This is a genomic window from Coriobacteriia bacterium (genome assembly GCA_016649875.1).
GTDB lineage: Bacteria > Actinomycetota > Coriobacteriia > WRKU01 > JAENWW01 > JAENWW01.
Map to the genome: position 1 here is coordinate 86,150 of JAENWW010000004.1, position 22,723 is coordinate 108,872.

21 protein-coding genes are annotated in these 22,723 nt (G+C 51.7%); all 21 read left to right on the top strand.

Annotated features, from left to right (window positions below):
• Positions 1 to 3: 3 nt before the first annotated feature.
• The 21 genes from JJE36_02745 (at position 4) to JJE36_02845 (ending at position 22,588) form a co-directional block, all read left to right on the top strand.
• On the top strand, positions 4 to 585 hold the full coding sequence (locus JJE36_02745) for an orotate phosphoribosyltransferase (GenBank protein ID MBK5211219.1): 582 nt from the start codon (positions 4 to 6) through the stop codon (positions 583 to 585).
• A gap of 158 nt (positions 586 to 743) precedes the next feature.
• Positions 744 to 1,013: a 30S ribosomal protein S15 gene (rpsO, locus tag JJE36_02750; protein MBK5211220.1), complete on the top strand. Its 270-nt coding sequence runs from the start codon at positions 744 to 746 to the stop codon at positions 1,011 to 1,013.
• Between the two features lie 100 nt (positions 1,014 to 1,113).
• Positions 1,114 to 2,943 carry an indolepyruvate ferredoxin oxidoreductase subunit alpha gene (iorA, locus tag JJE36_02755; GenBank protein ID MBK5211221.1) on the top strand — a complete coding sequence of 610 codons (1,830 nt, stop codon included), beginning with the start codon at positions 1,114 to 1,116 and terminating at the stop codon, positions 2,941 to 2,943.
• Positions 2,940 to 3,524 carry an indolepyruvate oxidoreductase subunit beta gene (locus tag JJE36_02760; GenBank protein MBK5211222.1) on the top strand — a complete coding sequence of 195 codons (585 nt, stop codon included), beginning with the start codon at positions 2,940 to 2,942 and terminating at the stop codon, positions 3,522 to 3,524. The genes iorA and JJE36_02760 overlap by 4 nt, the downstream gene beginning before the upstream one ends.
• Positions 3,521 to 4,756, top strand: coding sequence for a phenylacetate--CoA ligase (locus JJE36_02765; GenBank protein ID MBK5211223.1), 1,236 nt, complete (start codon positions 3,521 to 3,523; stop codon positions 4,754 to 4,756). Before JJE36_02760 ends, JJE36_02765 begins: the two co-directional genes overlap by 4 nt.
• 132 nt (positions 4,757 to 4,888) lie before the next feature.
• Positions 4,889 to 7,072 (top strand): polyribonucleotide nucleotidyltransferase, encoded by a 2,184-nt coding sequence (locus tag JJE36_02770; protein MBK5211224.1) that lies wholly within the window; start codon positions 4,889 to 4,891, stop codon positions 7,070 to 7,072.
• Between the two features lie 90 nt (positions 7,073 to 7,162).
• Positions 7,163 to 8,377, top strand: a complete 1,215-nt coding sequence (locus JJE36_02775) for an aminotransferase class I/II-fold pyridoxal phosphate-dependent enzyme (protein MBK5211225.1) — start codon at positions 7,163 to 7,165, stop codon at positions 8,375 to 8,377.
• 48 nt (positions 8,378 to 8,425) lie between these two features.
• Entirely contained in the window at positions 8,426 to 9,667 is a 1,242-nt protein-coding gene (locus JJE36_02780) for an insulinase family protein (GenBank protein ID MBK5211226.1), read from the top strand.
• A gap of 17 nt (positions 9,668 to 9,684) precedes the next feature.
• Complete coding sequence (locus JJE36_02785; GenBank protein MBK5211227.1) at positions 9,685 to 10,455, top strand: 4-hydroxy-tetrahydrodipicolinate reductase; 771 nt, start codon at positions 9,685 to 9,687, stop codon at positions 10,453 to 10,455.
• A gap of 3 nt (positions 10,456 to 10,458) precedes the next feature.
• Positions 10,459 to 11,685, top strand: a complete 1,227-nt coding sequence (locus tag JJE36_02790; GenBank protein MBK5211228.1) for an aspartate kinase — start codon at positions 10,459 to 10,461, stop codon at positions 11,683 to 11,685.
• Positions 11,678 to 12,238 carry a dihydrofolate reductase gene (locus tag JJE36_02795; protein ID MBK5211229.1) on the top strand — a complete coding sequence of 187 codons (561 nt, stop codon included), beginning with the start codon at positions 11,678 to 11,680 and terminating at the stop codon, positions 12,236 to 12,238. Before JJE36_02790 ends, JJE36_02795 begins: the two co-directional genes overlap by 8 nt.
• 59 nt (positions 12,239 to 12,297) lie before the next feature.
• A complete protein-coding gene (gene dapA / locus JJE36_02800; protein MBK5211230.1) occupies positions 12,298 to 13,206 on the top strand; it encodes a 4-hydroxy-tetrahydrodipicolinate synthase in 909 nt (302 codons plus the stop codon).
• A gap of 16 nt (positions 13,207 to 13,222) precedes the next feature.
• A complete protein-coding gene (locus JJE36_02805) occupies positions 13,223 to 15,046 on the top strand; it encodes a ribonuclease J (GenBank protein MBK5211231.1) in 1,824 nt (607 codons plus the stop codon).
• Between the two features lie 449 nt (positions 15,047 to 15,495).
• Positions 15,496 to 17,376, top strand: a complete 1,881-nt coding sequence (locus JJE36_02810) for a DNA translocase FtsK (protein MBK5211232.1) — start codon at positions 15,496 to 15,498, stop codon at positions 17,374 to 17,376.
• Between the two features lie 4 nt (positions 17,377 to 17,380).
• Complete coding sequence (locus tag JJE36_02815; GenBank protein MBK5211233.1) at positions 17,381 to 18,118, top strand: helix-turn-helix domain-containing protein; 738 nt, start codon at positions 17,381 to 17,383, stop codon at positions 18,116 to 18,118.
• A 26-nt stretch (positions 18,119 to 18,144) separates the two neighbouring features.
• Positions 18,145 to 18,642, top strand: a complete 498-nt coding sequence (locus JJE36_02820; protein ID MBK5211234.1) for a YajQ family cyclic di-GMP-binding protein — start codon at positions 18,145 to 18,147, stop codon at positions 18,640 to 18,642.
• A gap of 9 nt (positions 18,643 to 18,651) precedes the next feature.
• Positions 18,652 to 19,953 (top strand): 30S ribosomal protein S12 methylthiotransferase RimO, encoded by a 1,302-nt coding sequence (gene rimO / locus JJE36_02825; protein MBK5211235.1) that lies wholly within the window; start codon positions 18,652 to 18,654, stop codon positions 19,951 to 19,953.
• Entirely contained in the window at positions 19,953 to 20,591 is a 639-nt protein-coding gene (gene pgsA / locus JJE36_02830; GenBank protein MBK5211236.1) for a CDP-diacylglycerol--glycerol-3-phosphate 3-phosphatidyltransferase, read from the top strand. The genes rimO and pgsA overlap by 1 nt, the downstream gene beginning before the upstream one ends.
• Positions 20,579 to 21,094 carry a CinA family protein gene (locus JJE36_02835; protein MBK5211237.1) on the top strand — a complete coding sequence of 172 codons (516 nt, stop codon included), beginning with the start codon at positions 20,579 to 20,581 and terminating at the stop codon, positions 21,092 to 21,094. Before pgsA ends, JJE36_02835 begins: the two co-directional genes overlap by 13 nt.
• Before the next feature lie 115 nt (positions 21,095 to 21,209).
• Positions 21,210 to 22,268 carry a recombinase RecA gene (recA, locus tag JJE36_02840; protein MBK5211238.1) on the top strand — a complete coding sequence of 353 codons (1,059 nt, stop codon included), beginning with the start codon at positions 21,210 to 21,212 and terminating at the stop codon, positions 22,266 to 22,268.
• A gap of 53 nt (positions 22,269 to 22,321) precedes the next feature.
• On the top strand, positions 22,322 to 22,588 hold the full coding sequence (locus tag JJE36_02845; GenBank protein MBK5211239.1) for a hypothetical protein: 267 nt from the start codon (positions 22,322 to 22,324) through the stop codon (positions 22,586 to 22,588).
• Positions 22,589 to 22,723 lie beyond the last annotated feature (135 nt).

Below are 22,723 nucleotides of genomic sequence, written 5' to 3' on the forward strand. Positions count from 1 at the left end.
CCGATGCTCACCGATGCACAAATTTATGACAGTCTGATTCAGACGAATGCCCTTCGTAAAGGGCACTTTCAACTGACCTCCGGCCGTCACTCGGACACGTACGTGCAATGTGCACGCGTTCTCGAAGATCCGACCTTGACACTCGAACTTGCGAAAGAAGCAGTCGCCCGTCTTCCGAAAGACATCGATATCGATGTCGTGGCGGCTCCTGCAGTCGGCGGCATTCTCATCGGATTCGCTGTTGCGCAAGCGCTGGGGAAACGTTTCATTTTTTCCGAGCGTCAAAACGGGGAAATGGTATTTCGTCGTTCCTTCGAACTTGCGCCCGGCACGAAAGTGCTCGTCGTGGAGGATGTCGTTACAACCGGCGGTTCGGTTGCCGAAGTCATCAAACTCGTTGAAGAGGCGGGCGCGCAAACCGTGGGCGTCGTTTCGCTCATCGATCGCGGCGGGGACAAGAAGTTTACCGCCGACTTTTGGCCGCTTCTCACTCTCGAGGTAGCTTCTTGGGATCGTCAGGATTGTCGGCTCTGCAAAGACGGGGTCGATATATATTCGCCCGGTTCGCGTAGACTTACCAAGTAAACTCCACGCGCCTCGGCGTTGCATGTGCGGCTACTTGCTGGTATAGTTGTGAGGTTGTTTGTCGGTACCTTGTTCTTGGTTTCGAGACCACCTCGTCTCCCTACTCAGAGCACAGGCGAATGCATCCACGGGAAGTGGAATGCGGAAATGAGGTAAAAATGGCTCTTTCACAAGAGGTCAAAGCGGCGATTATCGCCGAGTACGGTAAGGATGCAAAGGACTCGGGCTCAGCCTCGGTTCAAGTTGCGTTGTTGACGACTCGTATCAAGGAATTGACCGAGCACCTCAAGATTCACAAGGGCGATCACCATACCCGTCGTGGACTTCTCAAGCTCGTCGGTCAGCGTCGTCGTTTGATGAACTACATCAAGTCGAAGGACATCGAAGCATATCGTGAGCTCATCGTGAAACTCGGTATCCGCGGCTAGTCGCACATTTCAAACGGTTAATTGAAAGGAGCAGCCATCGTGCTGCTCCTTTTTTATGTATAATTTACTTTTACTCGCTACAGCGCTGAAAGGTCGTCATATGGCGCAAAAAACTGCATTTCTCATGGGGAATCAAGCTATCGCACACGGTGCCCTGGCTGCCGGTATCACGGTCGCTGCCGGGTATCCGGGAACGCCTTCCTCCGAAATCATAGAGACGATTGCAAAAAACAACACCGAGCGCATACATGTCGAGTGGTCCACAAACGAAAAAGCCGCGCTCGAAGTGGCATCCGGTGCCTCATTCGCCGGTGCCCGAACGTTGGTCACCATGAAACAGGTCGGGCTCAACGTCGCCTCCGATCCACTTATGAGCTTGGCCTATATCGGCATAAAAGGCGGGATGGTCGTCGTCGTCGCAGACGATCCGGGACCGATATCTTCACAGACCGAACAAGACACCCGTACTTTCGCACAGTATTCCAAGCTACCGGTGTTCGATCCTTCGTCGCCCGAAGAAGCTTATGAGATGATTTTCGATGCTTTTGAGCTATCGGAGAAATATCATACGCCGGTGTTGTTGCGCCCTACCACGCGCGTATGTCACGGTTATGCGCAGGTTCAATTGCGGGAGGCGGAGATTCATGTTCCGACCGGATTCTCCAAAGACCCCAAGTGGGTGATCTTCCCTCGCTTGTCCTATGAAAATCATAAAGCCATCGAAGTTCGCAATCCGAAAATCGGGGAGGAGTTTTCTTCGTATGGCAAGAACTTCATCGAAGGAACAGGTCGCCTCGGAATTGCGTGTGGAGGCATTTCGTATGCATACGTGAAAGAAGCGCTGAAAGAGTTTTCAGCTGAGATAACCCTTTTTAAAGTGTCGACGCCGTTTCCGTTTCCGGATGCGCTCGCGCTTGAATTTTTGGCGCAGGTGGAAGAGGTGCTCGTCATAGAGGAGCTCGATCCCGTTATCGAGAGGGCGCTGATTGCCCTGTGCGGTTCGAATAAGGTTGAATCCCGTATTCACGGTAAGCTCGACGGAACGACCGAATTTTCCGGTGAGCAGAGCACGGAGACAGCCGCGGAGCTTATCGCGCAACTGTTAGGAGAAGCATCCTCTTCACTCGATGTCGAGGAAGACCTCACCACGACCGCGCGAGGCGATATTCCTGTTCTTCCGATTCGGCCACCCTCACTTTGTGCGGGATGTCCTCATAGGGCAGCGTTCTACGCGGTGAAACAAGCCGCAAAAGGTCACAAAGCGGTATTCTCCGGAGATATCGGGTGTTATACACTCGGTAATACGCCTCCGCTCGATATGGTCGACACGTGTCTGTGCATGGGCGCGGGCATCACTCAGGCGCAAGGGCTACATATCGTCGAGCCTGATGCGTTGAATTTCGCTTTCATCGGAGATTCGACGTTTTTCGCTTCCGGTATGACCGGAATTGTAAACGCCGTTTACAACCAAACCGATATCACCGTCATCATCCTCGACAATTCGACGACCGCCATGACCGGCGGACAGGCGCATCCCGGTACGAGCAAGACGCTGATGGGGACGACTTCACCGCACATCTCCCTCGAAGAAGTGCTTACGTCACTACAAGTCGGACTCGTATTGACCGACAACCCGCTCGATCTCGCCTCATCAATCTCAACGGTGACAGAGGCGATGAATTTCGAAGGTGTTTCAGCGGTTGTATTCAAAGCACCCTGCGTGCAACTCTTCAAAACCGCTCTTCGCGCGGTTGTCGACTTGGATAAATGCACCGGTTGCAAGCGCTGCATCCATCAAATAGGCTGTCCGGCATTGGTGCTAGGCGCAGGTAAAGTCGTTATAGACGACTCTTTATGCAACGGATGCGGGCTCTGCCTTTCTTTGTGCAATTTCTCCGCCATCTCTTTGACGGGAGGCGTTTGCTCATGACGGATTGCCTCTTGACGGGTGTGGGCGGGCAAGGGATAGTGTTCGCTTCCAAGCTCATTTCTCAGACCGCCATGCGTCAAGGCCGAAAGGTGCGCACCGCAGAGACCATCGGCATGGCTCAGCGCGGTGGAAGTGTCGTGAGCCATGTTCGCATCGGGGAGGATGACTATTCACCGCTCATTGCCAAAAAGCATGCGGATCTCATCATCGGCTTCGAGCCGAGCGAGACGGTGCGCGTCATAGATTATCTGAAAAGTGACGGTGCGGTGGTCGTCAACAACCAAGGGGTGCAAAGCATCTCGGCGGCTTTGACCGGTGACGAATACGAAGTCGGTACGGCACTCGACTATCTTTCCTCATTACCGATTCGACTCGTCGTCTGCGACGGTTGGCGACTTTGTCGCGAAGTGCAAAACTCAAAGGTGCTCAACGTCGCCCTCGTCGGTGCAGCTGCGGCTGCCGGTGCGCTCGATATGAGTATCGCCGAACTGTCCGAAACAATCAGGGCCATCGCTCCCTCGAGGTTTATCGATCTCAATATCAAAGCACTCGAAATCGGGGCAAAAGGAGTGAAAGAATGAACATGAAAGAAGAGCAGTTCCAGCTCATTAAAGATCAACTTGTCAAACTCTCCGCAATCGAGGGAGGGTTTTATCAAAAGAAATTCGCGGGAATCGATGTCGCCTCTATACGTTCTCAAGAAGACTTTGAGAAACTGCCGTTTTCCTCAAAAGAAGACTTGCGTGATGTGTATCCGCTCGGTCTTCAAGCCGTATCGGATGAGGAGGTCGTTCGTATACACTCATCGAGCGGTACGACCGGCATTCCCGTCATAATACCTTACACCGCTCAAGACATCGCCGATTGGGCTGTGATGTTCAAGCGTTGTTATGAAATGGCGGGGGTCACCAATCTCGATAGGGTACACATTACACCGGGATATGGTTTGTGGACTGCCGGAATAGGCTTCCAACTCGGAGCGGAACTGCTCGGAGCGATGACGATTCCCATGGGACCCGGCAACACCGAGAAACAACTCAAAATGATGCAGGATCTCAAGTCGACGGTTTTGACGGCAACCTCCTCTTATGCATTATTACTCGCAGAAGAGATTGAGAAGAGAGGGATAAAAGATTCCATCCACCTCAAAAAAGGCATCATAGGGTCCGAGCGCTGGAGCGATAAGATGCGCACCAGAATAGCCGCCGAGCTCGGTGTCGAGCTTTACGATATCTACGGTTTGACTGAGATCTACGGTCCCGGAATCGGAATCAGTTGCGATGCCCATACCGGCATGCACATGTGGGATGACTTCATCTATTTTGAGATAGTCGATCCGAAAACAGGGGAGCTTGTTCCCGACGGTCAGGCCGGCGAACTCGTCATCACGACATTGCGCAAACAAGGCGCACCGCTCATCCGTTACCGGACCCATGATTTAACGCGTATCATGACCGGCGAATGCCCCTGCGGGAGCATCTATCCGCGCATCGATACGCTCATCGGCCGCACCGACGACATGATTAAAGTGAAAGGCGTCAATATTTTCCCCAGCCAAATCGAAGAACTGCTCAATTCGATACCGGGAGCTTCGAGCGAATATCAGGTTATGATCGATCACCTGAACGGAAAAGATTTGCTTACTTTGTTCGTCGAGGTGGAGGCAGGTGTCGATAAAGAGTTCGAGCGACACCTCATCGAAGACATGTTCAAACTGAAAATCGGGATAACCATAACGGTGAAGCCGGTCGATATCAAAGATCTTCCACGGAGCGAAAAGAAGTCGACACGCATATTCGATAATCGGTATTAGCGTTTTCTAGACGGGTCCATCTCGAACAGTTTCGTTTGAATTGCCCTCTTGAATTTGGTATCCTTAAAAAGCTGTAAAGTGTGAGAAAAAATGCCGTGCACATGGGGTGCGCGGGTACGAGTAAGGAATAGTATGACTAAAATCGTAGAAAGTTTTGAGCTATACGGAAAAGAGTATACTCTCGAGACCGGCGAGCTTGCCAAGCAGGCAGGCGGCGCGGTATTGGTTCGTCAGGGCGACACCGTTGTGTTGTTGACCGCGACCGCGAGCAAAGGCGCCAAAGACGCTGACTTTTTCCCGCTGACCGTTGATTTCGAAGAGCGTATGTATGCCGCCGGTAAATTGCCTGGTGGATTCATCAAGCGCGAGGGTAGAGCTACTGAAAAGGCCACCCTTACGGCTCGTATGATTGACCGTCCGTTGCGCTCTGCCTTCGCTGACGGATTCCGCAACGAAGTGCAAGTAATCGCTACTGTATTCAGTGCAGACCAACAAAACCAACCCGACATCATTTCAATCATGGCCGCATCCGCTGCTCTGATGTGCGCCGGTATTCCTTTCGACGGGCCGCTGGCAGGCGTTCGAATCGCTCGAAATGTCGAGACCGGTGAGTTCATCGTCAATCCGACATTTGAAGAAGGAGAGGCGTCCGACATCGACCTCGTCGTCGGCGGTTCAGCCGATGCCGTTTACATGATTGAAGCCGGTGCGCAAGAAGTAAGCGAAGAAGAGATGCTCGATGCGCTCATGTTCGCGCAAAAAGCACTCGGTGAATTCTGCGAAGCGCAGAATCGCCTCTTGGCGAAAGTCAACCCGACACCGATGAAAATCACGCTTGACGTGGGACCCGACTTCATCGAAGAGAGAATCTTTGCCGCCGGCAAGGAGAAGATGTATGCCGCTTTGCACAATGTGGACAAGCTTTCTCGCATGTCCGATGTGGAAGATGTCAAAGAAGAGCTCACGAAGCTTTTCTCCGATGAAGAAATCGCTGAGCACGGCAAGCACATCAAGGGCTCCCTCAAGGGTCTTGAAAAGAAAGTCATGCGCGACATGGTCCTTGACGAGGGCGAACGTGCCGATGGACGTACGACGACCGAAATTCGTCCCATCACCACAAAGGTCGGCTATTTGCCGCGCGTTCACGGCTCGGGACTGTTCACCCGCGGTCAGACCCAAGCTCTCTCTGTCGCCACGCTCGGAATGCTTTCAGAGTGGCAACGCCTTGATACCATCGACGTTCTCGAGGGTAAACGCTACATTCATCACTACAATTTCCCACCGTATTGCACGGGCGAAGTCGGATTCATGCGCGGACCCAAGCGTCGCGAAATCGGACACGGGGCCCTTGCAGAGCGAGCGCTTCTTCCGGTAATCCCTTCGGAAGAGGACTTTCCTTACACCATTCGCGTGGTTTCCGAAGTGCTCGAGTCCAACGGATCGAGCTCACAGGCTTCCGTGTGTGGATCGACTTTGGCTTTGATGGACGCCGGCGTTCCGATTAAGGCTCCGGTTTCAGGTATCGCTATGGGACTCATCAAAGAAGGCGACCGTGTCGCAATTCTTTCCGACATCCAAGGTCTCGAAGACTTCTTGGGCGACATGGACTTCAAAGTCGCCGGTACCCCCAAGGGAATCACTGCGCTTCAAATGGACAATAAGGCAAAAGGACTTTCTTACGACATCCTTTCGCGTGCCATCACCCAGGCGAAAGAAGGACGTGCGTTCATCCTCGGTAAGATGATGGAAGCGATAGAGACTCCTCGCGAGGAACTCTCCGAGTATGCGCCGCGTATCATCACCGTCGTCATCCCCAAGGATAAAATCCGTGAGGTGATCGGTTCCGGCGGAAAGGTTATCCGCGCCATCCAAGAAGAAACCGGCGCGCAGATTGACATCCAAGAAGACGGTACCGCTTACATTGCATCACGCGGTCTCGGCGGAGAAGAAGCCGCACGTCGCATCCATGCAATCTGCAAAGATCCCGAAGTGGGCGAGGAGTACACCGGCCGTGTCGTGGCCATTCAAGCCTTCGGAGCATTCGTCGAATTGCTTCCCGGTAAAGACGGCCTCATCCACATTTCACGTGTGGCCAACGGTCGCGTCGGTAAAGTCGAGGATGTCCTCAACATCGGCGACGAAGTTCGTGTAAAAGTGCTTGAAATCGATGATCGCGGTAAGGTTTCACTCGATCGTCTCGATAAACCCGATGCGCCGGAAGGCTCTGCTACCGCTGCGCCGGCCCGTGACGATAACCGTCCTCGCCATAACAACTCCGACCGCGAGCGCACGCCGCGACGTCACCACAACGACTAGACGGATTCGCTCGGTCAATGTTCTAAAAAGAGACGGGATGCATTTCACGAGCATCCCGTCTTGTATTTCGGTACTCGAGGGAGAGAACGTATGCGTGAGTTCGGTAAATCAAAAAAACTCGACGGAGTCGCTTACGATGTCAGGGGTCCTATCGTGGATGAGGCTGCTCGCATGGCGGCCGAAAATATCGACATCATCAATCTCAATATCGGAAATCCCGCAGCATTCGATTTCTTCGCACCCGACGAGATTATCCAGGATATGGTATCCAACATTCGGGGCTGTCAGGGCTATTCCGACTCGAGAGGTATATTTTCGGCCAGAAAAGCGATTATGCAGTACTGCCAGGTCAAAGGCATTCCCGCTGTGGGGCTCAACGATATTTACACGGGCAACGGCGTAAGTGAGCTTATCAACCTCGCCATGCAAGGGCTTCTCGATGCCGGCGACGAGTTGCTGATTCCCGCGCCCGACTATCCGTTGTGGACCGCGTGCACGAGCCTGGCCGGAGGAGTCCCAGTTCATTATCTTTGCGATGAGGAAAATGAATGGTACCCCGATCTCGACGATATCGAGGACAAGATCACCTCACGTACGCTTGGAATCGTGGTGATAAACCCCAACAATCCGACGGGTGCACTTTACCCTCGTGAGGTGCTTCAAGGAATCGTCGATATCGCTCGTAAACACGACCTCATTATTTTCGCCGATGAAATTTATGATCGTTTGGTTATGGACGGTCTCGAACATGTCGCCATCGCGTCTTTGGCTCCTGATTTATTTTGTGTCAACTTCAACGGGCTTTCAAAATCACATCGCGTGGCCGGTTTTCGCTGCGGGTGGATGTGCCTATCGGGAGATAAAACGAGAGCGAAAGGTTATATCGAGGGTATCAACATGCTCTCATCCATGCGACTTTGTTCCAATGTTCCCGGTCAAGCGATTATTCAAACGGCGCTCGGTGGTCATCAGAGTTGTGACGAGTATCTTATGCCGGGTGGAAGAATATATGAACAAAGAGAGTATATATTCGACGTTCTCAATGGAATCGACGGCATCACTGCGGTCAAACCGAAAGCCGCATTCTATATTTTCCCGAAAATAGATGTCAAAAAATTCAATATTGCAGACGATGAGCAGTTCGTCCTCGATCTTCTTTTGCAGGAGAAAATCCTGCTTGTCCACGGACGCGGATTCAACTGGAACAAACCCGATCATTTTCGGATCGTCTATCTTCCCCTGCTCGATGAATTGAAAGTGGTCGGAGAAAGACTTGCAAACTTCTTGACGACATATCGCCAATAAAATCGGTAAAATAGAATTGAATCAATTCATAAGTTTCGGAGGTCCGCGGTGCACTATAAGAAAACAATTTTAGATAACGGTGTCACCGTATTGAGCGAGTCGTTTAGCTCGGTGCGTTCGATATCGCTCGGCATTTGGTTTCAAGTCGGCTCAAGAGACGAGTTGCCGACGGAGGCGGGGATGTCTCACTTCAACGAGCACATGATGTTCAAAGGGACACCTACGCGCAATGCGCTTGAACTTTCCGAGGCGTTCGATCGGCTCGGAGCTCGTCAAAATGCGTTCACCTCGAAAGAGGTCACCTGCTATTACGCCGATTTCATCGACGAATCCCTTCCGGGTATTTTCGAAATTCTTTCGGATATGGTTCTCAATGCAACCATGGACCAAGAACAGTGTGAACTCGAGCGACAGGTCGTCATAGAGGAGATTGCGCGAAGTGAAGACGACCCCGAGGATATGGTCTACGAACTTTTCACACAATCGTTGTGGCCTTCCCACACGTTGGGTCTGCCCATTGCCGGAACGTACGAGTCCGTCGGCTCATTCGGGTCGAAGGAAGCACTCGCTTATCATGCAAAGCATTACCATGCCGGCAATTGCTTCGTCGTGGCCTCCGGAAATCTCGATCACGAACAACTCGTCGCGCTCGCTCAGCAGTATCTCGGCAACATGAAAAGTGGCGGGGACAAAAATAGCGAACTGCGCGTTGTTCCGACCCTGTATGAGTCGGGCAAATTCGTAACGCATAAAGATACCGAACAGGCCCACATTATGCTCGGGAGCCGGTCCATATCGATGGTCGACGACAAGAGATATGCGTATCAACTCGCGAACTTCATTTTCGGCGGCTCCATGAGCTCACGACTCTTCCAAGAAGTCAGAGAAAAACTCGGGCTCGTCTACACGGTTTATTCGATGCTCAATCCGTACGTCGATTCGGGATTCTTCACAATTTATGCGGGAACTCGTCCTGAAAATTACGAGAAGGTCGTCGAAGTGGCGAAAAGAGAATTAGACAAAATCGCACAGGGAGAAATAAGGAAAAGTGAGCATGAGCTTGCGCTGAACGCCATAAAAGGTAGTCTCGCTTTGGGCCTCGAATCCACGTCTCAGCGCATGAGGATGCTCGGATCGAGCTATTTGGCGCGAGGGTCGGCGAATTCATTCGATGAAACGGTCGCAAAGTATGCTGCGGTGACGCTTGATGATATTCACGCCGCCGCAAGCGAACTCGCTGCCGATAGGGCCGTCTTGGCCCTTGTCGGGCCGTTCGATGACGTTAAGTGATTAAGGAGAATACGGTTATGGTGCGTGTAATTATATCCGGTGCAAAAGGGCGTATGGGTACAGAGGTTGTCAAAGCGGTTACGCAAGACGATGAACTCGAGATCGTGGCGCTTGTCGACCCTTCCTATGCGGATTGCAGCGATTCAATGCATTTTGCAACTTTGAATGAAGCGCTTTCATCATCGAAGGCCGATGTGATGGTCGATTTCACTCGACCCGATACGGTTGAGAAAAATGTCGAATCGGCTTTGATCGCCGGTGTGAACTGTGTAGTCGGTACGACCGGAATGAATGCGGAGACTCTGGAAAAGTTGGCTCAAAATTCAACTGAGGATGCCTGTTTATTCGTCGCGCCGAATTTTGCCATCGGCGCCGTCATGATGATGCAGGCTTCCAGGCTCATAGCGAAATATATGGGTGCAGTCGAGATCATCGAGTTGCATCACGATAAAAAGCTCGATGCACCTTCCGGGACGGCGCTTCGCACCGCAGAGCTCATCGCATCCGCCCGCACGTCAGAACCGAAGACTCCCGGTGCGGAAACCGAGATTCCCGGAATGGACGGGGCTCGCGGTGCAGAGTATAAGGGAATCCATATCCACTCCGTTCGTCTGCCCGGATTCGTCGCTCACCAAGAAGTGATTTTCGGAAGTCTCGGCCAAACGCTCACACTTCGTCATGATTCAATCGATCGCACCTCGTTTATGCCGGGCGTTGTTCTGGCGTGTAAGAAAGTCCCCGCTTTGACGGGTCTCGTGGTCGGTCTCGAAAATCTTTTAGAGGATTGATACATGACGAAACCTGTCGTAGTCATGAAGTTTGGTGGGACATCCGTCGCAACCGAAGAAGGCCGTTTTGCCCTAGCGCAACGCATAAAAAAGGTGCAATCGGAAGACAAGCTGCCGGTCGTCGTGGTGTCTGCCATGGGGCGTAAAGGCATGCCGTATGCAACCGACACGCTTTTGGGTCTCGTGCAGGATTTCCCACAATCCGAACGTGAAAATGACGCTCTTGCAAGCGTCGGAGAAATCATTTCGAGCATCGTCGTCGCCGGAGGACTGAGGGCTCGAGGTATAGATGCTCTCGCGCTGACCGGTCCGGATTGTGGAATCTATGCAACCGACACGGCGCAAAACGCAGTTATCACAGAGATTCACACACATAAAATTCTCGGGATCCTGCGTGACGGGGGAGTTCCCATCGTGTGCGGGTTTCAGGCCATCTCGCAAGACTCGGGAGCGATTGTGACTCTCGGTCGCGGCGGCTCGGATACGACTGCTTGTGCGCTCGGGGTTTCATTGAATGCCGAGGCTGTCGAGATTTACAGCGATGTCGACGGAGTGATGACCGCGGATCCTCGCATCGTAAAGGATGCTCGCGTGGTCGGCACCATCAGGGCGGACGAACTCTACCAGATGGCACAAATGGGGAGCAAAATCGTGCATACTCCGGCTGCCGAACTGGCGCTGAAGAGCGGAGTCGCGCTCTATGTGAAAAACACCTATACTGAGCATGAAGGCACCTGCGTCGTCGATATGGCATCGTATCGACCCGGTGCGGTTGCAACTGCCGTTGTGCACACGCACGATGTTTCTCGTTTCATCGTGAATCTCGCTACCGCGGAGGGATGTTCGAACCATCTGAAAAACCAGACGGCGATTTATAATGCTTTGGCTGAGAACTGCATCTCGCTCGACATGTTCACGCCGGCCGATTCCAAATTACTTTTCACCGTCGCATCCTCTTCGACTAAGCGCGCGGAAAAGTGTTTGGCCGATTTAGGATTCAGCTATAGGCTTTCAACTCAGCTATCGAAAGTTACCCTGATCGGTGCGGGAATGCACGGTGTCGTCGGTGTCATCGCAAAGATATCCACATCGCTTTTGTCTGAAAACATAGATATTTATCAGGTGACAGACTCGAATACGACTATTTCCGTACTCGTCGCAAGCGTTGACTGCGACCGCGCGGTCGCCGCGCTTCATTCGACGTTTAACCTCGGAGCAACCCATGCGTAAATGTATTTACTACGTGACGATGAGCGTCGACGGCTTTATAGCGGATAGCGAGCATGCGACGGGGTGGATGACGGGAAGTCCGAATGTCGATTACGGCTTCAACGATTTTTACAGCAGTATTTCCACGATGGTCTTCGGTCGAAAAACATATGAGCATATCCTCCGCATTTCGGGCGATAAAGGCTATTTTCCTTATGAAGACAAAGAGATTGTGGTGTTTTCATCGAATCCCGATATGCGGTTATTCACCGATGATTCGACCATCATCGACCGAGAACGTGCCGAGCAGGTCGTCGCACGCATGAAAATCGATGATAAGGCGGGGGATATCTGGGTCGCCGGCGGAGCCGAACTCGCTACATCGCTCATGAAAGCAGGATTGCTCGATGAACTGCACGTGTTCATCCAGCCGGTCGTTTTGGGCGAAGGGCTCTCACTGTTCAATGCCATAAAGCGTCCTCTTCCTCTCAAGATGGAGGATTCGAAAATGTGGTCGGGCGGTGTAGCGGAACTTCGATACCATACCGTTAAGTCATGGCGCGTGGATATGTAGGGCTTTTGTGGCACAATTGATAGGTATGGTATAACGCAAGATCAGTTTGGAGAATGCACATGTCCGCACAACCAAGGTTCGGTAGACTTCTGACGGCTATGGTCACACCTTTCGATAAGGATGGGGCTCTCGATATAGTAAGAAGCGCCGAACTTGCCAATAGGCTTTTCGACACCGGTTCCGAAGGTCTCGTCGTGTGCGGTACGACGGGAGAGAGCCCGACGGTCTTTTACGACCAGAAAATAGAGTTGTTTCGAGCAGTACTCGACGGTGCCGGAAGCAGGGGACCGATAATCGCGAATGTCGGAGATAACTGCACCGACGATTCGGTGTCTTTCGCGCGTGAAGTGACGAAACTCGGTGTGGATGGAGTTATGCTTGTAACCCCTTATTACAACAAGCCGCCGCAAGAAGGTTTGTATCGTCACTTTCGTAAAATCGCCGAATCCGTCGATGTTCCGGTCGTTCTCTACAATATCCCCGGTCGATGTGTCATCAACATCGAGCCGGAAACCGTACTTCGTTTGGCGAACGACGTGGAAAACATCGTTGCACTCAAGCAAGCGAATCCAGACCTTTCACAGGCTCGCACCATCATCGAAGGCGCGCCTGACGGATTCGAAGTACTTTCGGGTGATGATGGGCTGACTTTGCCCATGATGAAGCTCGGCGCGACAGGTGTGATTTCGGTCTTGAGCCATGTGGCCGGACCTTATGTGAAAGAAATGATTGAGGCTATCGTCGCAAAAGATGAAAAACGCGCCTTGAAGTTGTATGAGATTCTCATGCCGCTCATCGATGCAATCTTCTTGACGTCAAACCCAATCATGGTAAAAGATGCTCTCGCCACGGAAGGCTTCGATGTCGGAGGAGTACGACTTCCTCTCGTCGAGCCGACGGCGGAGCAACACGCAGAGCTCGTCTCGGTTATGAATGATACATTTTCTCAACTGAACGAACTCGACTGATATAGTTTGGAAAAATATGAATGGAAATAAGAACGTAGAAAGTAAGTCCGAGGTACCGGCTGAAAAGCCAAGCATCAAAAAGGATGCGGAACAGAGTAAGCCTCGCAGTAGTAGATCTCACAGTAACAAGCCGAGACAAAATGCTCGAAGGAAGAATCCGAATCCTCAACCCGCTAAGGCAAACAATTCGAAGAAACTCCGCGTCATTCCGCTCGGCGGCCTCGACGGTATCGGGAAAAACATGACGGTCTTTGAATATGGTGACGATATGATAGTCGTCGACGCCGGCCTGATGTTTCCCGATGATGATCATCCCGGTGTGGACCTCATCTTGCCCGACTATTCGTATGTCGTCGAGAATAAGCATAAGTTGCGCGGAATTTTTATCACGCATGGTCACGAAGACCATACGGGAGCGCTTCCTTATCTGTTGAAGGATATCGGTGATCCCGTGCCGATAGTAGCCACGAAGCTTACCATCGGCTTGATCAAGGGTAAGTTCAAAGAGCACGGAATAAAGAACGCGAAATTCATTGAAATCAAGCCTAACGACCAGATTAAACGCGGGATATTCGACCTTCGTTTCATCGCGGTCAACCATTCTATTCCGGGTGGAGTGGCAATATACATCAAGACACCTGTCGGAAATGTTTTGCATACCGGTGACTTTAAATTCGACCAAACACCGATTGACAAAGTGGTTACCGACTTCAGTGCTCTCGCCGAATGCGGCAAAGAGGGCGTTATGCTGTTGTTGAGCGATTCGACGAACGCGGAAGTACCCGGTTACACGCATTCAGAGGCCGAGGTCGGTCGTGGTCTCGTGCCGATTATCGCCGCCGCAAAGAAGAAAGTGTTCGTTGCATCGTTCTCCTCGCACATCCATCGTCTTCAACAAGTATGTGACGCTGCGGTGGCGGCGGACAGAAAAGTCGTCGTCACAGGACGCTCGATGGTGCAGAATACAAAAATTGCCCGAGAGCTCGGTTATCTTCATATAGATGAAAAGAATATCGTCGACGCGTTCAATCTCAAGGGTCATTCTTCGGATCACATTCTCGTCCTTTGCACCGGGAGCCAGGGGGAGCCGCTTTCCGCTCTCTCGCGTATGGCCGCCGGTGAGCATCGCTCTTTCACCATCAACTCGGGAGATACCGTCATCTTGTCGGCAACGCCCGTACCAGGCAACGAGAAGGCCGTCTCCAACGTTGAAAACATGCTGATCAAGGCGGGTGCGGATGTTTTCGACAAACATCGAGCGGATGTTCACGTTTCTGGACACGCTTCGCAAGAAGAACTGAAATTGATGCTCAACATGACCAAGCCTGAATATCTGATGCCTGTGCACGGCGAGGCTCGCCATCTCGTGGCGCATAAGAAACTCGCCATGACGGTCGGTATTCCGGAAAACTATATTTTCGTTCTCGAGAACGGTGATGTTCTCGAGTTCGACGAGCATGGCGCCGTTCGGGCCGAAAGCGTTCCCAACGGAGTCATCTATGTCGACGGACTCAACGTCGGGGACATGGATAACATCGTTTTGCGTGACCGTCAACATATGAACCAAGACGGAATGATGACGATAGTTTTGGCGATCAATAAGCGTACGTCTCAAGTCATCGGTCAACCCGAGATCGTTTCGAGGGGAATTGTCTTTCCTGAAGGCGAGGATTTCGAAGCCGATGTGAGCGAACGGGCGATAAAGACGCTTGAGCGCGTAACGCGTGAACATTCCGATCTCTCCAACTCTCGAAAGAGCGTGCGCGATTCGGTTGCGCAACTTATCTGGGAGCGCACCAAGCATCGCCCCATGATAGTACCTGTCATACTTGAAGTTTAGGTGTAGCATACGTGGCAAAAACGATGAAAAATACGCGCAACAAGGCATCTCGAAAATCGACGACTCGTAATACGGGAAGGGCTCGTGACGGGCGTACCTCCGACATCGGCACCGATGCGCATATGGATATCGCCGGGGTTGTCATAACCGCCTTAGGTATTGCGCTTCTCGTTGCCGTGGTAAGTAAAAATACGGGAGTTGCCACCGACGCGATTGCTTGGGGGCTGAAAGAGCTGTTCGGCATAGGCTCATACATTTTGCCGGCAGCCCTCATATTGTGGGGATTGTCGTTTTTCATTCCACGTGCGGAAATTCGTGAGGCTCGCATCGCCGTCGGGCTTTCCTGTATTCTTCTTTCGATAATTTCTTTCGCTGCTTTGAAGATGCCCTTCGTTTTGCTTTTCGACATGCATACGGTTTCGAGCTACGGCGGATTCGTGGGTTCTGGCATAACGTGGGCATTCGTGAGACTCACCGGTACGATAATCACCGGAATCATTCTATGTGCGCTCGGCTTAGTGGGCCTTGCGATAACGGGTCTGTCATTTTCGAGACTCGTCGAAAGCATATCCGACTGGATTGCGGATGTTCGCGAAGAAAAAGCGAAAAAAGCCGTGTCCACCCGTTCGGCATCCCAAGTGCCTAAAACGCGTGCCATCAGCGGAGACCGCCACAAAAAAGCCACCGACCCTTCCGATGCGCTCGGAAATTTGAACGAGTTTGACGAAGACTCCCGTGATCAAGAGACGATTGCGGTCCGACCGCGTGCATTGCGTGATCAAAAAACCGTGACAAGGTCGGATGCGGAAACCGTCGCTGTGAATAAAAGCACCATCGGCCCGAAAGCTCTTGAAGGGTTCGAGCTTCCTTCTTTCGATTTGCTCTTGAAAAGCGCAAAGGCCGACCCTGCTGCGGAGAAAGAGGGGCATCGAGAGGCGAGAATCACCGCTGACAATATCGTCGACACACTCAACACTTTCGATGTTCCGTCGCGAGTGGTCGACTGGATTGCCGGTCCGACGGTCACTCTCTTTAAAATCGAGATAGCAAAAGGTGTGCGTTTGCATAAAATCACCGCTCTCGACAATGAACTCGCTCTCGCTCTCGCAGCCCCGACTCTTCGAATCCTAGCTCCGATTCCCGGCGAAAGCCTCGTGGGAATCGAAGTGCCCAATTCGACGCGAACTTCTGTCACACTCGGCGATGTTTTGCCACCGGCCGGAACCGCAGGGCCCTTGGCCTTGGCAATCGGAAAAGATGTCGCCGGCAAGAGCATTGTGAGAGATCTCGACAAAATGCCGCACCTTCTCATCGGAGGGACCACAGGATCCGGTAAGTCGGTTGCAATCAACTCCATGCTCATGAGCATGATCATGCGTGCCACACCCTCCGAGGTCCGGTTCATCCTCATCGACCCCAAACGTGTCGAAATGACGTTTTATAATGACATTCCGCATCTTTATGTGCCGGTTGTAACCGAACCGCAGGAAGCGGCTGCCGCTCTTGCGTGGGCGGTCACCGAAATGGAACGACGCCTTAAAGTATTCCAAAAACTCGGGGTGCGTGACATCGGCGCGTATAATGAGAAATTACTTGCCGGTGAGGCGGGAGAGGATCCCGAAAATCTTCCCTATCTCGTGGTGGTCATTGACGAACTCGCCGATCTCATGATGGTTGCCGCAAAAGAGGTTGAAACTTCCATTGTCCGTATAGCGCAAAAGGCGAGAGCTGCCGGAATACATCTCATAGTCGCCACCCAACGGCCGGAAGCCACCATTGTCACGGGCCTTATAAAATCGAATATCACAAACAGGATTGCATTCAATGTGGGGTCATCCATGGACTCTCGAGTCATCTTGGACCAAAACGGTGCCGAACAGCTGACGGGCAATGGCGACATGCTTTACACGACTCCCGCCTGGCCGAAACCGAAACGGATACAGGGTTGCTTTATTTCGACTCAAGAAATCGCCGCGGTGGTCTCGATGCTCAAAGGGCAGGTAAAACCCGAATATCATCGAGAAATCCTTATTGCGCATTCGAGTGAAAATGGCCAATCCAAAGGGTCGGGCGCCCTCAACGACGATTATCTTTGGCCAGCAGCGGAGTTCGTGATATCGGCGGGGCTCGGATCGACCAGTTCGATTCAGCGGAATTTCAGTGTAGGTTATGCACGAGCCGGACGAATCATGGATACTTTAACTGAGCTCGGAATCGTCGGTTTGCCCGATGGATCGAAACCACGCAAAATACTCGTGGATTTCGACGGGCTCGACGAGATTAAACGAACTATACTCGGTGATGAATTGGAATTCGAGGAAGAAGAGTAAAATTATGGCTACATTCGGAGAAATGCTTTATCAAGCACGGAAAGATGCCGGATACACGCTCTCCGATGTGGCGAGAGAGACGATAATTCGTCTCAAGATTCTGGAAAACATGGAAGCAGGAGACATCGACGGTTTGCCCGCACCGGGGTATGTTCGGGGATTTATCAACAGCTATACTCATTTTCTCGGCTTGGATCCACAGCCTTTTCTCACGCAGTTCGATAAAGAGTCGGGCATAAGCACGTCGGAAGGTAATCATGATCGCCCCATTCATACGAATGAGGTCGTCCCGTCATCGCATCAACAGCATGCCATCAATTGGCGCGTCGCATTGGTTATTTGCGGAGGAATTGCGCTCATCGGTTTCATCGTCTGGCTCGCCGCAACACTTATTTTCAAAAAACCGGATGTGATACCGACGCCTGTCGTACCGAAGAGCACCGAATCGGCACAAACAACTTCGGTGAATACAACCGATACCGCTTCTTCGACGAATAAACCGTTCGCCTTGAGAGTCGGAGTGAAAAGCGGCGTTGCCACCCAAGTAAAAATTGTGGTGGACGGCGCGCAAGCCTATAATGGAACTTTGACAAACGGAAACAAGAAAGTATACGATGTCGTGGGGAATGCGGTGATAACCGCGGCGGAGCCCGGAAAACTGCTGGTCTATCTCGATGGCAAAACGTACAAGATGCCGACTACGGCCAACGCCGAAGTGACGCTTACTTCCAATAGCAAATAGTAATCTCATGAAAGGGGAGTCCACTTATGGCAAAAGACAGTAGTTTCGATGTCGTCTCGGAAGTCGATTTTCAAGAAGTCGACAATGCCTTTCAACAGGCGGCAAAAGAACTCATCCAACGTTACGACCTGAAGGATTCGGGCTCGACTCTCGATTTTGAAAAAGGTGAACATATCTTCACGCTCCTTGCGCCGAGTGATTTCATCGCCGGCCAGGTGAAAGATGTTTTGATCTCAAAGTTGGTTCGTCGACAAGTCGACCCCGAATCCGTCTCATGGTCGGGACCTGAAAACGCCTCGGGTAGCATGGTTCGCTACAAAGGGACAGTCGTCTCGGGCATAGACGAAGATCTCATTAAAAAAATAAATAAGGAAATCAAGGCTGAAAAATTCAAAGTGAAAACTCAAATCGAGGGCGAAAAAATTCGAGTATCGAGTGCAAGTAGAGATGCACTGCAAGAAGCCATTGCGTATTTGAAAGAAAAAGATTTCGGTATTCCTCTCCAGTTCATAAATTATAGATAGAATCCTTGAATGATAACAGTTGCCTTTATAACGCTCGGTTGTCCGAAAAACGAAGTGGACACCGACAAAATGCGTGCTCAGATTGAGCATAGTGTTTATCAAGTGACGGATAATATCGACGTGGCCGACATAATCGTCGTCAATACCTGCTCATTCATTCAAGATGCAACCGAAGAGTCAATTGAAACGATTTTGGAAATTGCGGATGTCTGGTTGCCGGAAAAAGAAGACCGGCATCTGTTCGTATCGGGATGCATGGTGAGCCGTTACGGTAAAGAGCTTGAAGACACTCTGTCGGAAGTATCCGTGTTTTTGCCGGTCGTAGACGAGCATACCCTGTGCGATGAAATCGAACGCATCACCTCTGTCCCCGCTCGTCTTCAACCGCATTCGGACGCAAGGACGGTTCAATCGTCGTATGCCTACATCATGATTTCCGATGGATGTCACAGAAACTGCGCTTACTGCACCATCCCTTCGATACGCGGTCCGTTCATCAGTAAACCTCTCGACGAGATTCTTTCCGAAGTGGATGCCCTCTCGAGAAAGGGGGTATCGGAATTTATCCTGATAGGCCAAGATACCAGTGAATACGGACGCGACTTATCAAACGGAGACACGCTGATCGATGTCATCGAAGGAGTCTGCGCATTGCAACACGTTGCGCGCGTTCGCCTCATGTATTTGCAGCCGGAAGGCGTGACGGATGCTCTTCTTGAGACGATGTCTCGATTGCCGAAGATGTGCCGCTATGTCGAAATGCCTCTTCAACATTGTGAGAAGAATATACTGCGCTCCATGAACAGGGCCGGAGACAAGAACTCCTTTCTCGGACTCATCGAGAAGATTCGTCGGTACATGCCCGATGTCGTTTTGCGCACCACGCTCATGGTCGGCTATCCGGGCGAAACCGACGAAGACTTCGAATCAATCGTCGACTTCGTGGAAACAGTCGAATTCGACTACGTCGGAATATTTGCATTTTCCGCCGAAGACGGCACCATCGCGGCCACGTTGGGTGGGCAAATCGACGATGACGTGAAAGGCGCCCGTCTTCAAGAACTCAGGGACATCGCAGATCGCATCGGTTGGAGTAGAGCCGGTGCTCGCGTGGGACGAAGAGAAGACATACTCCTTGAAGGCTATGATGAAGAAGGGGCAATCTACGGGCGTAGTGCCGGTCAGGCCCCCGACATAGACGGAGTGACTCATGTCAAGTTTTTGCACGAGGATTCCTGTACCATCGGCACGTACGTGGAAGCTGAAATATTCGACTCGATATTGTATGATTTAGACGGAATGGCGAAATAATGGAATCAGGAAAGAACAGGAAACTCGGAGTGGCGAACACGGTTACGTTGACGCGAATTTTTTTGATTCCGATATTCTTGGTAATTTTGCTTGTCGACTGGCCGTCGCTTCCCTTATTCGCCTCAAGTCATCAGCTGTACTCGATGGTCCAACCGATACTCGCCGCGTTCGTTTTCGCCATCATCGCTGCGACGGACGCCGTCGACGGCTATTTGGCTCGTTCACGTAACGAAGTCACCACATTCGGGAAATTCGTCGACCCTTTGGCTGATAAGCTTTTGGTCACCGCAGCGCTTATGGCACTCGTCGAGCTCCAAGCGATACCGGCCTGGATAGCCTTCGTGATCATCGCACGTGAGTTTCTCGTGAGCGGACTTCGGATGATCGCGGTTGCCGAAGGGGTTGTCATTGCAGCCTCTCCTCTCGGAAAATTCAAAACGGTTTTACAGATTGTTTCCATCTGCATGCTCATCGTCGTCAACGGGGCAGATAAAGCGTTGTGGAGTTCCGCCATCTCACACGGCTTGATGTTGCTGTCGTATGCGACGCTCGCCGCCGCCGTGGTCGTCACCATCTGGTCGATGGTCGATTATTTTTCGAAAGCATCCGATGTTTTGGAGGGGCCATGGAACAGGTAGGAGAAACCTCCTCTTGTTTTTCAGATGAACTTCATGACCTGTGCGTGCAACTTTCCCAACGATTCATCGAGTCGAATCGAACTCTTTCCACGGCCGAATCACTGACAGGCGGGCTCCTCGGAGCTTGTATCACGTCGGTTCCGGGTGCTTCACGCTATTACGCGGGTGGGTTTGTCACCTACCAAACGCTCCAAAAACAGAGGCTTATAGGCGTCTCCTGTGAAACGCTCGGCACGTTCGGGCCGGCTTCGGCGCAGTGTGCGGAGGAAATGGCAATCGGTGCTCGTTTACAGACGGGCTCGGATGTCGCCATAAGCGTAACGGGTGTCGCCGGACCGGAATCAGACGAATTCGGCGTCGAGGTCGGAACGGTGTATTTCGGACTCAGCGACCGGAACAAAACGATGACGCATGAAGAATCGTTCGCCCATTTTTCGAGGGATGAAATACGGGCTCTCACCATTAAGAGTGCCTTAAGGCTTATTTCCGACTTTCTTTCATAATCGTGTCGAACCTCTGCGGTAGCATTACTTCATCAATCTCTTGGAATGGTATTGACTGCGAACATATGTTCGCCTATCATTAGTAAATGCAATCCGGTAATAAAGGAGACCATTCATGGATGCACAAAAAGAGAAGATGCTCGACCTCACCAAGTCTGAAATTGAAAAGAAATTCGGTAAAGGTTCCATTATGCGGTATGGGGATACGGACAGCATTCTCAAAATAGATGTCATACCCACCGGATCTCTCGCACTTGACGCAGCACTCGGGATAGGCGGTATTCCTCGTGGTCGAATCGTTGAAATCTTCGGACCGGAGTCGAGCGGTAAAACAACTCTCGCTCTACAGATAGCCGCAGAAGCTCAGGCTCTCGGCGGCATAGCCGCATTCATCGACGCCGAGCATGCCCTCGATCCGAGCTATGCCGCAAAACTCGGCGTGGACATAGACAATATACTCATTTCACAACCGGATACCGGTGAACAAGGTCTTGAAATCGCCGATATGCTCGTTCGCTCGGGCGCCGTCGACGTAATAGTGGTGGACTCTGTCGCCGCTCTTGTTCCCCGGGCGGAAATCGAGGGGGAGATGGGCGATATGACGGTCGGTCTTCAGGCTCGCCTTATGAGCCAAGCATTGCGAAAACTGGCCGGTTCACTCAATAAGTCGAACACCACGTGCATTTTCATCAACCAGCTTCGCGAAAAGATCGGCGTCATGTACGGTAGCCCCGAGGTCACCACCGGCGGCCGGGCGCTGAAATTCTTTTCAACGGTGCGCTTAGATATTCGCCGTATCGACTATATCAAACAGGGTCCCGACTCCATCGGAAATCGAGTTCGCGTCAAGGTTGTCAAGAACAAGGTCGCTCCACCGTTTCGAACCGCTGAATTCGATTTGATGTACGGTGAGGGAATCAGCAAGGAGGGATCGATACTCGACCTCGGTGTTCAGGAAGGTATCGTTACGAGGTCTGGCTCTTGGTATTCCTATGAAAGTGAACGACTTGGTCAGGGCAGGGAGGCATCAAAGGATATACTACGGTCCAACCCGACGATTCGAGACGAAATCGAGGCGAAGGTCCGCGAGGCGCTCGGCATTCCTTCGCCTGGGAAGAATACTGAAAGCAGCATGACGCAACCCGTGCCGAAGGCCGGGTCTTCCAAGAAATAGGATTGTTTGAATTACAGCAATTCTCCACATTTACTCTACGATGGAAAGTTTTGATGATTACTATCAGTTCCATAGACACGCCCAACCCTCGACAGAGGGCGCGACGTGTTTATTTCGTTGAAATGTCGGATTACTCTGTCGCCTCATCGCTTGTTCTTTCCGCACTTGAAATCGGCGTTGCCGATACGTTTTCGTCCCTGGAAGATTTCGAAATCGAGATTGATAAAGCCGCCTTCAAGTGTGCAAAACAAAGGTCATTCAGGTTGCTTTCGATGCGCGATTACACAACGTTCGAAATTGCATCGAAACTCAAACGTTAATTGTCAGACTTAACGCAAAACTGGGGGTGCGGACAAAATCCTGGACCTGATTTGAAACAGGAGGATGTCTATGCACTCACAAGAGCAAAGACAAAAAGCAGTACAGCTCTTTATCGAGGGCGGGAAATCTAAGGG

What these genes read in the sequence shown, in the direction of transcription:
- pgsA (MBK5211236.1), top strand. Translation starts at nt 19,953, where the DNA reads ATGGAATCAGGAAAGAACAGGAAACTCGGAGTGGCGAACACGGTTACG.
- JJE36_02805 (MBK5211231.1), top strand. Translation starts at nt 13,223, where the DNA reads ATGAATGGAAATAAGAACGTAGAAAGTAAGTCCGAGGTACCGGCTGAA.
- JJE36_02795 (MBK5211229.1), top strand. Translation starts at nt 11,678, where the DNA reads ATGCGTAAATGTATTTACTACGTGACGATGAGCGTCGACGGCTTTATA.
- rimO (MBK5211235.1), top strand. Translation starts at nt 18,652, where the DNA reads ATGATAACAGTTGCCTTTATAACGCTCGGTTGTCCGAAAAACGAAGTG.
- JJE36_02775 (MBK5211225.1), top strand. Translation starts at nt 7,163, where the DNA reads ATGCGTGAGTTCGGTAAATCAAAAAAACTCGACGGAGTCGCTTACGAT.
- JJE36_02820 (MBK5211234.1), top strand. Translation starts at nt 18,145, where the DNA reads ATGGCAAAAGACAGTAGTTTCGATGTCGTCTCGGAAGTCGATTTTCAA.
- dapA (MBK5211230.1), top strand. Translation starts at nt 12,298, where the DNA reads ATGTCCGCACAACCAAGGTTCGGTAGACTTCTGACGGCTATGGTCACA.
- JJE36_02835 (MBK5211237.1), top strand. Translation starts at nt 20,579, where the DNA reads ATGGAACAGGTAGGAGAAACCTCCTCTTGTTTTTCAGATGAACTTCAT.
- JJE36_02785 (MBK5211227.1), top strand. Translation starts at nt 9,685, where the DNA reads ATGGTGCGTGTAATTATATCCGGTGCAAAAGGGCGTATGGGTACAGAG.
- JJE36_02765 (MBK5211223.1), top strand. Translation starts at nt 3,521, where the DNA reads ATGAACATGAAAGAAGAGCAGTTCCAGCTCATTAAAGATCAACTTGTC.
- recA (MBK5211238.1), top strand. Translation starts at nt 21,210, where the DNA reads ATGGATGCACAAAAAGAGAAGATGCTCGACCTCACCAAGTCTGAAATT.
- JJE36_02845 (MBK5211239.1), top strand. Translation starts at nt 22,322, where the DNA reads ATGATTACTATCAGTTCCATAGACACGCCCAACCCTCGACAGAGGGCG.
- JJE36_02770 (MBK5211224.1), top strand. Translation starts at nt 4,889, where the DNA reads ATGACTAAAATCGTAGAAAGTTTTGAGCTATACGGAAAAGAGTATACT.
- rpsO (MBK5211220.1), top strand. Translation starts at nt 744, where the DNA reads ATGGCTCTTTCACAAGAGGTCAAAGCGGCGATTATCGCCGAGTACGGT.
- JJE36_02760 (MBK5211222.1), top strand. Translation starts at nt 2,940, where the DNA reads ATGACGGATTGCCTCTTGACGGGTGTGGGCGGGCAAGGGATAGTGTTC.
- iorA (MBK5211221.1), top strand. Translation starts at nt 1,114, where the DNA reads ATGGCGCAAAAAACTGCATTTCTCATGGGGAATCAAGCTATCGCACAC.
- JJE36_02745 (MBK5211219.1), top strand. Translation starts at nt 4, where the DNA reads ATGCTCACCGATGCACAAATTTATGACAGTCTGATTCAGACGAATGCC.
- JJE36_02815 (MBK5211233.1), top strand. Translation starts at nt 17,381, where the DNA reads ATGGCTACATTCGGAGAAATGCTTTATCAAGCACGGAAAGATGCCGGA.
- JJE36_02790 (MBK5211228.1), top strand. Translation starts at nt 10,459, where the DNA reads ATGACGAAACCTGTCGTAGTCATGAAGTTTGGTGGGACATCCGTCGCA.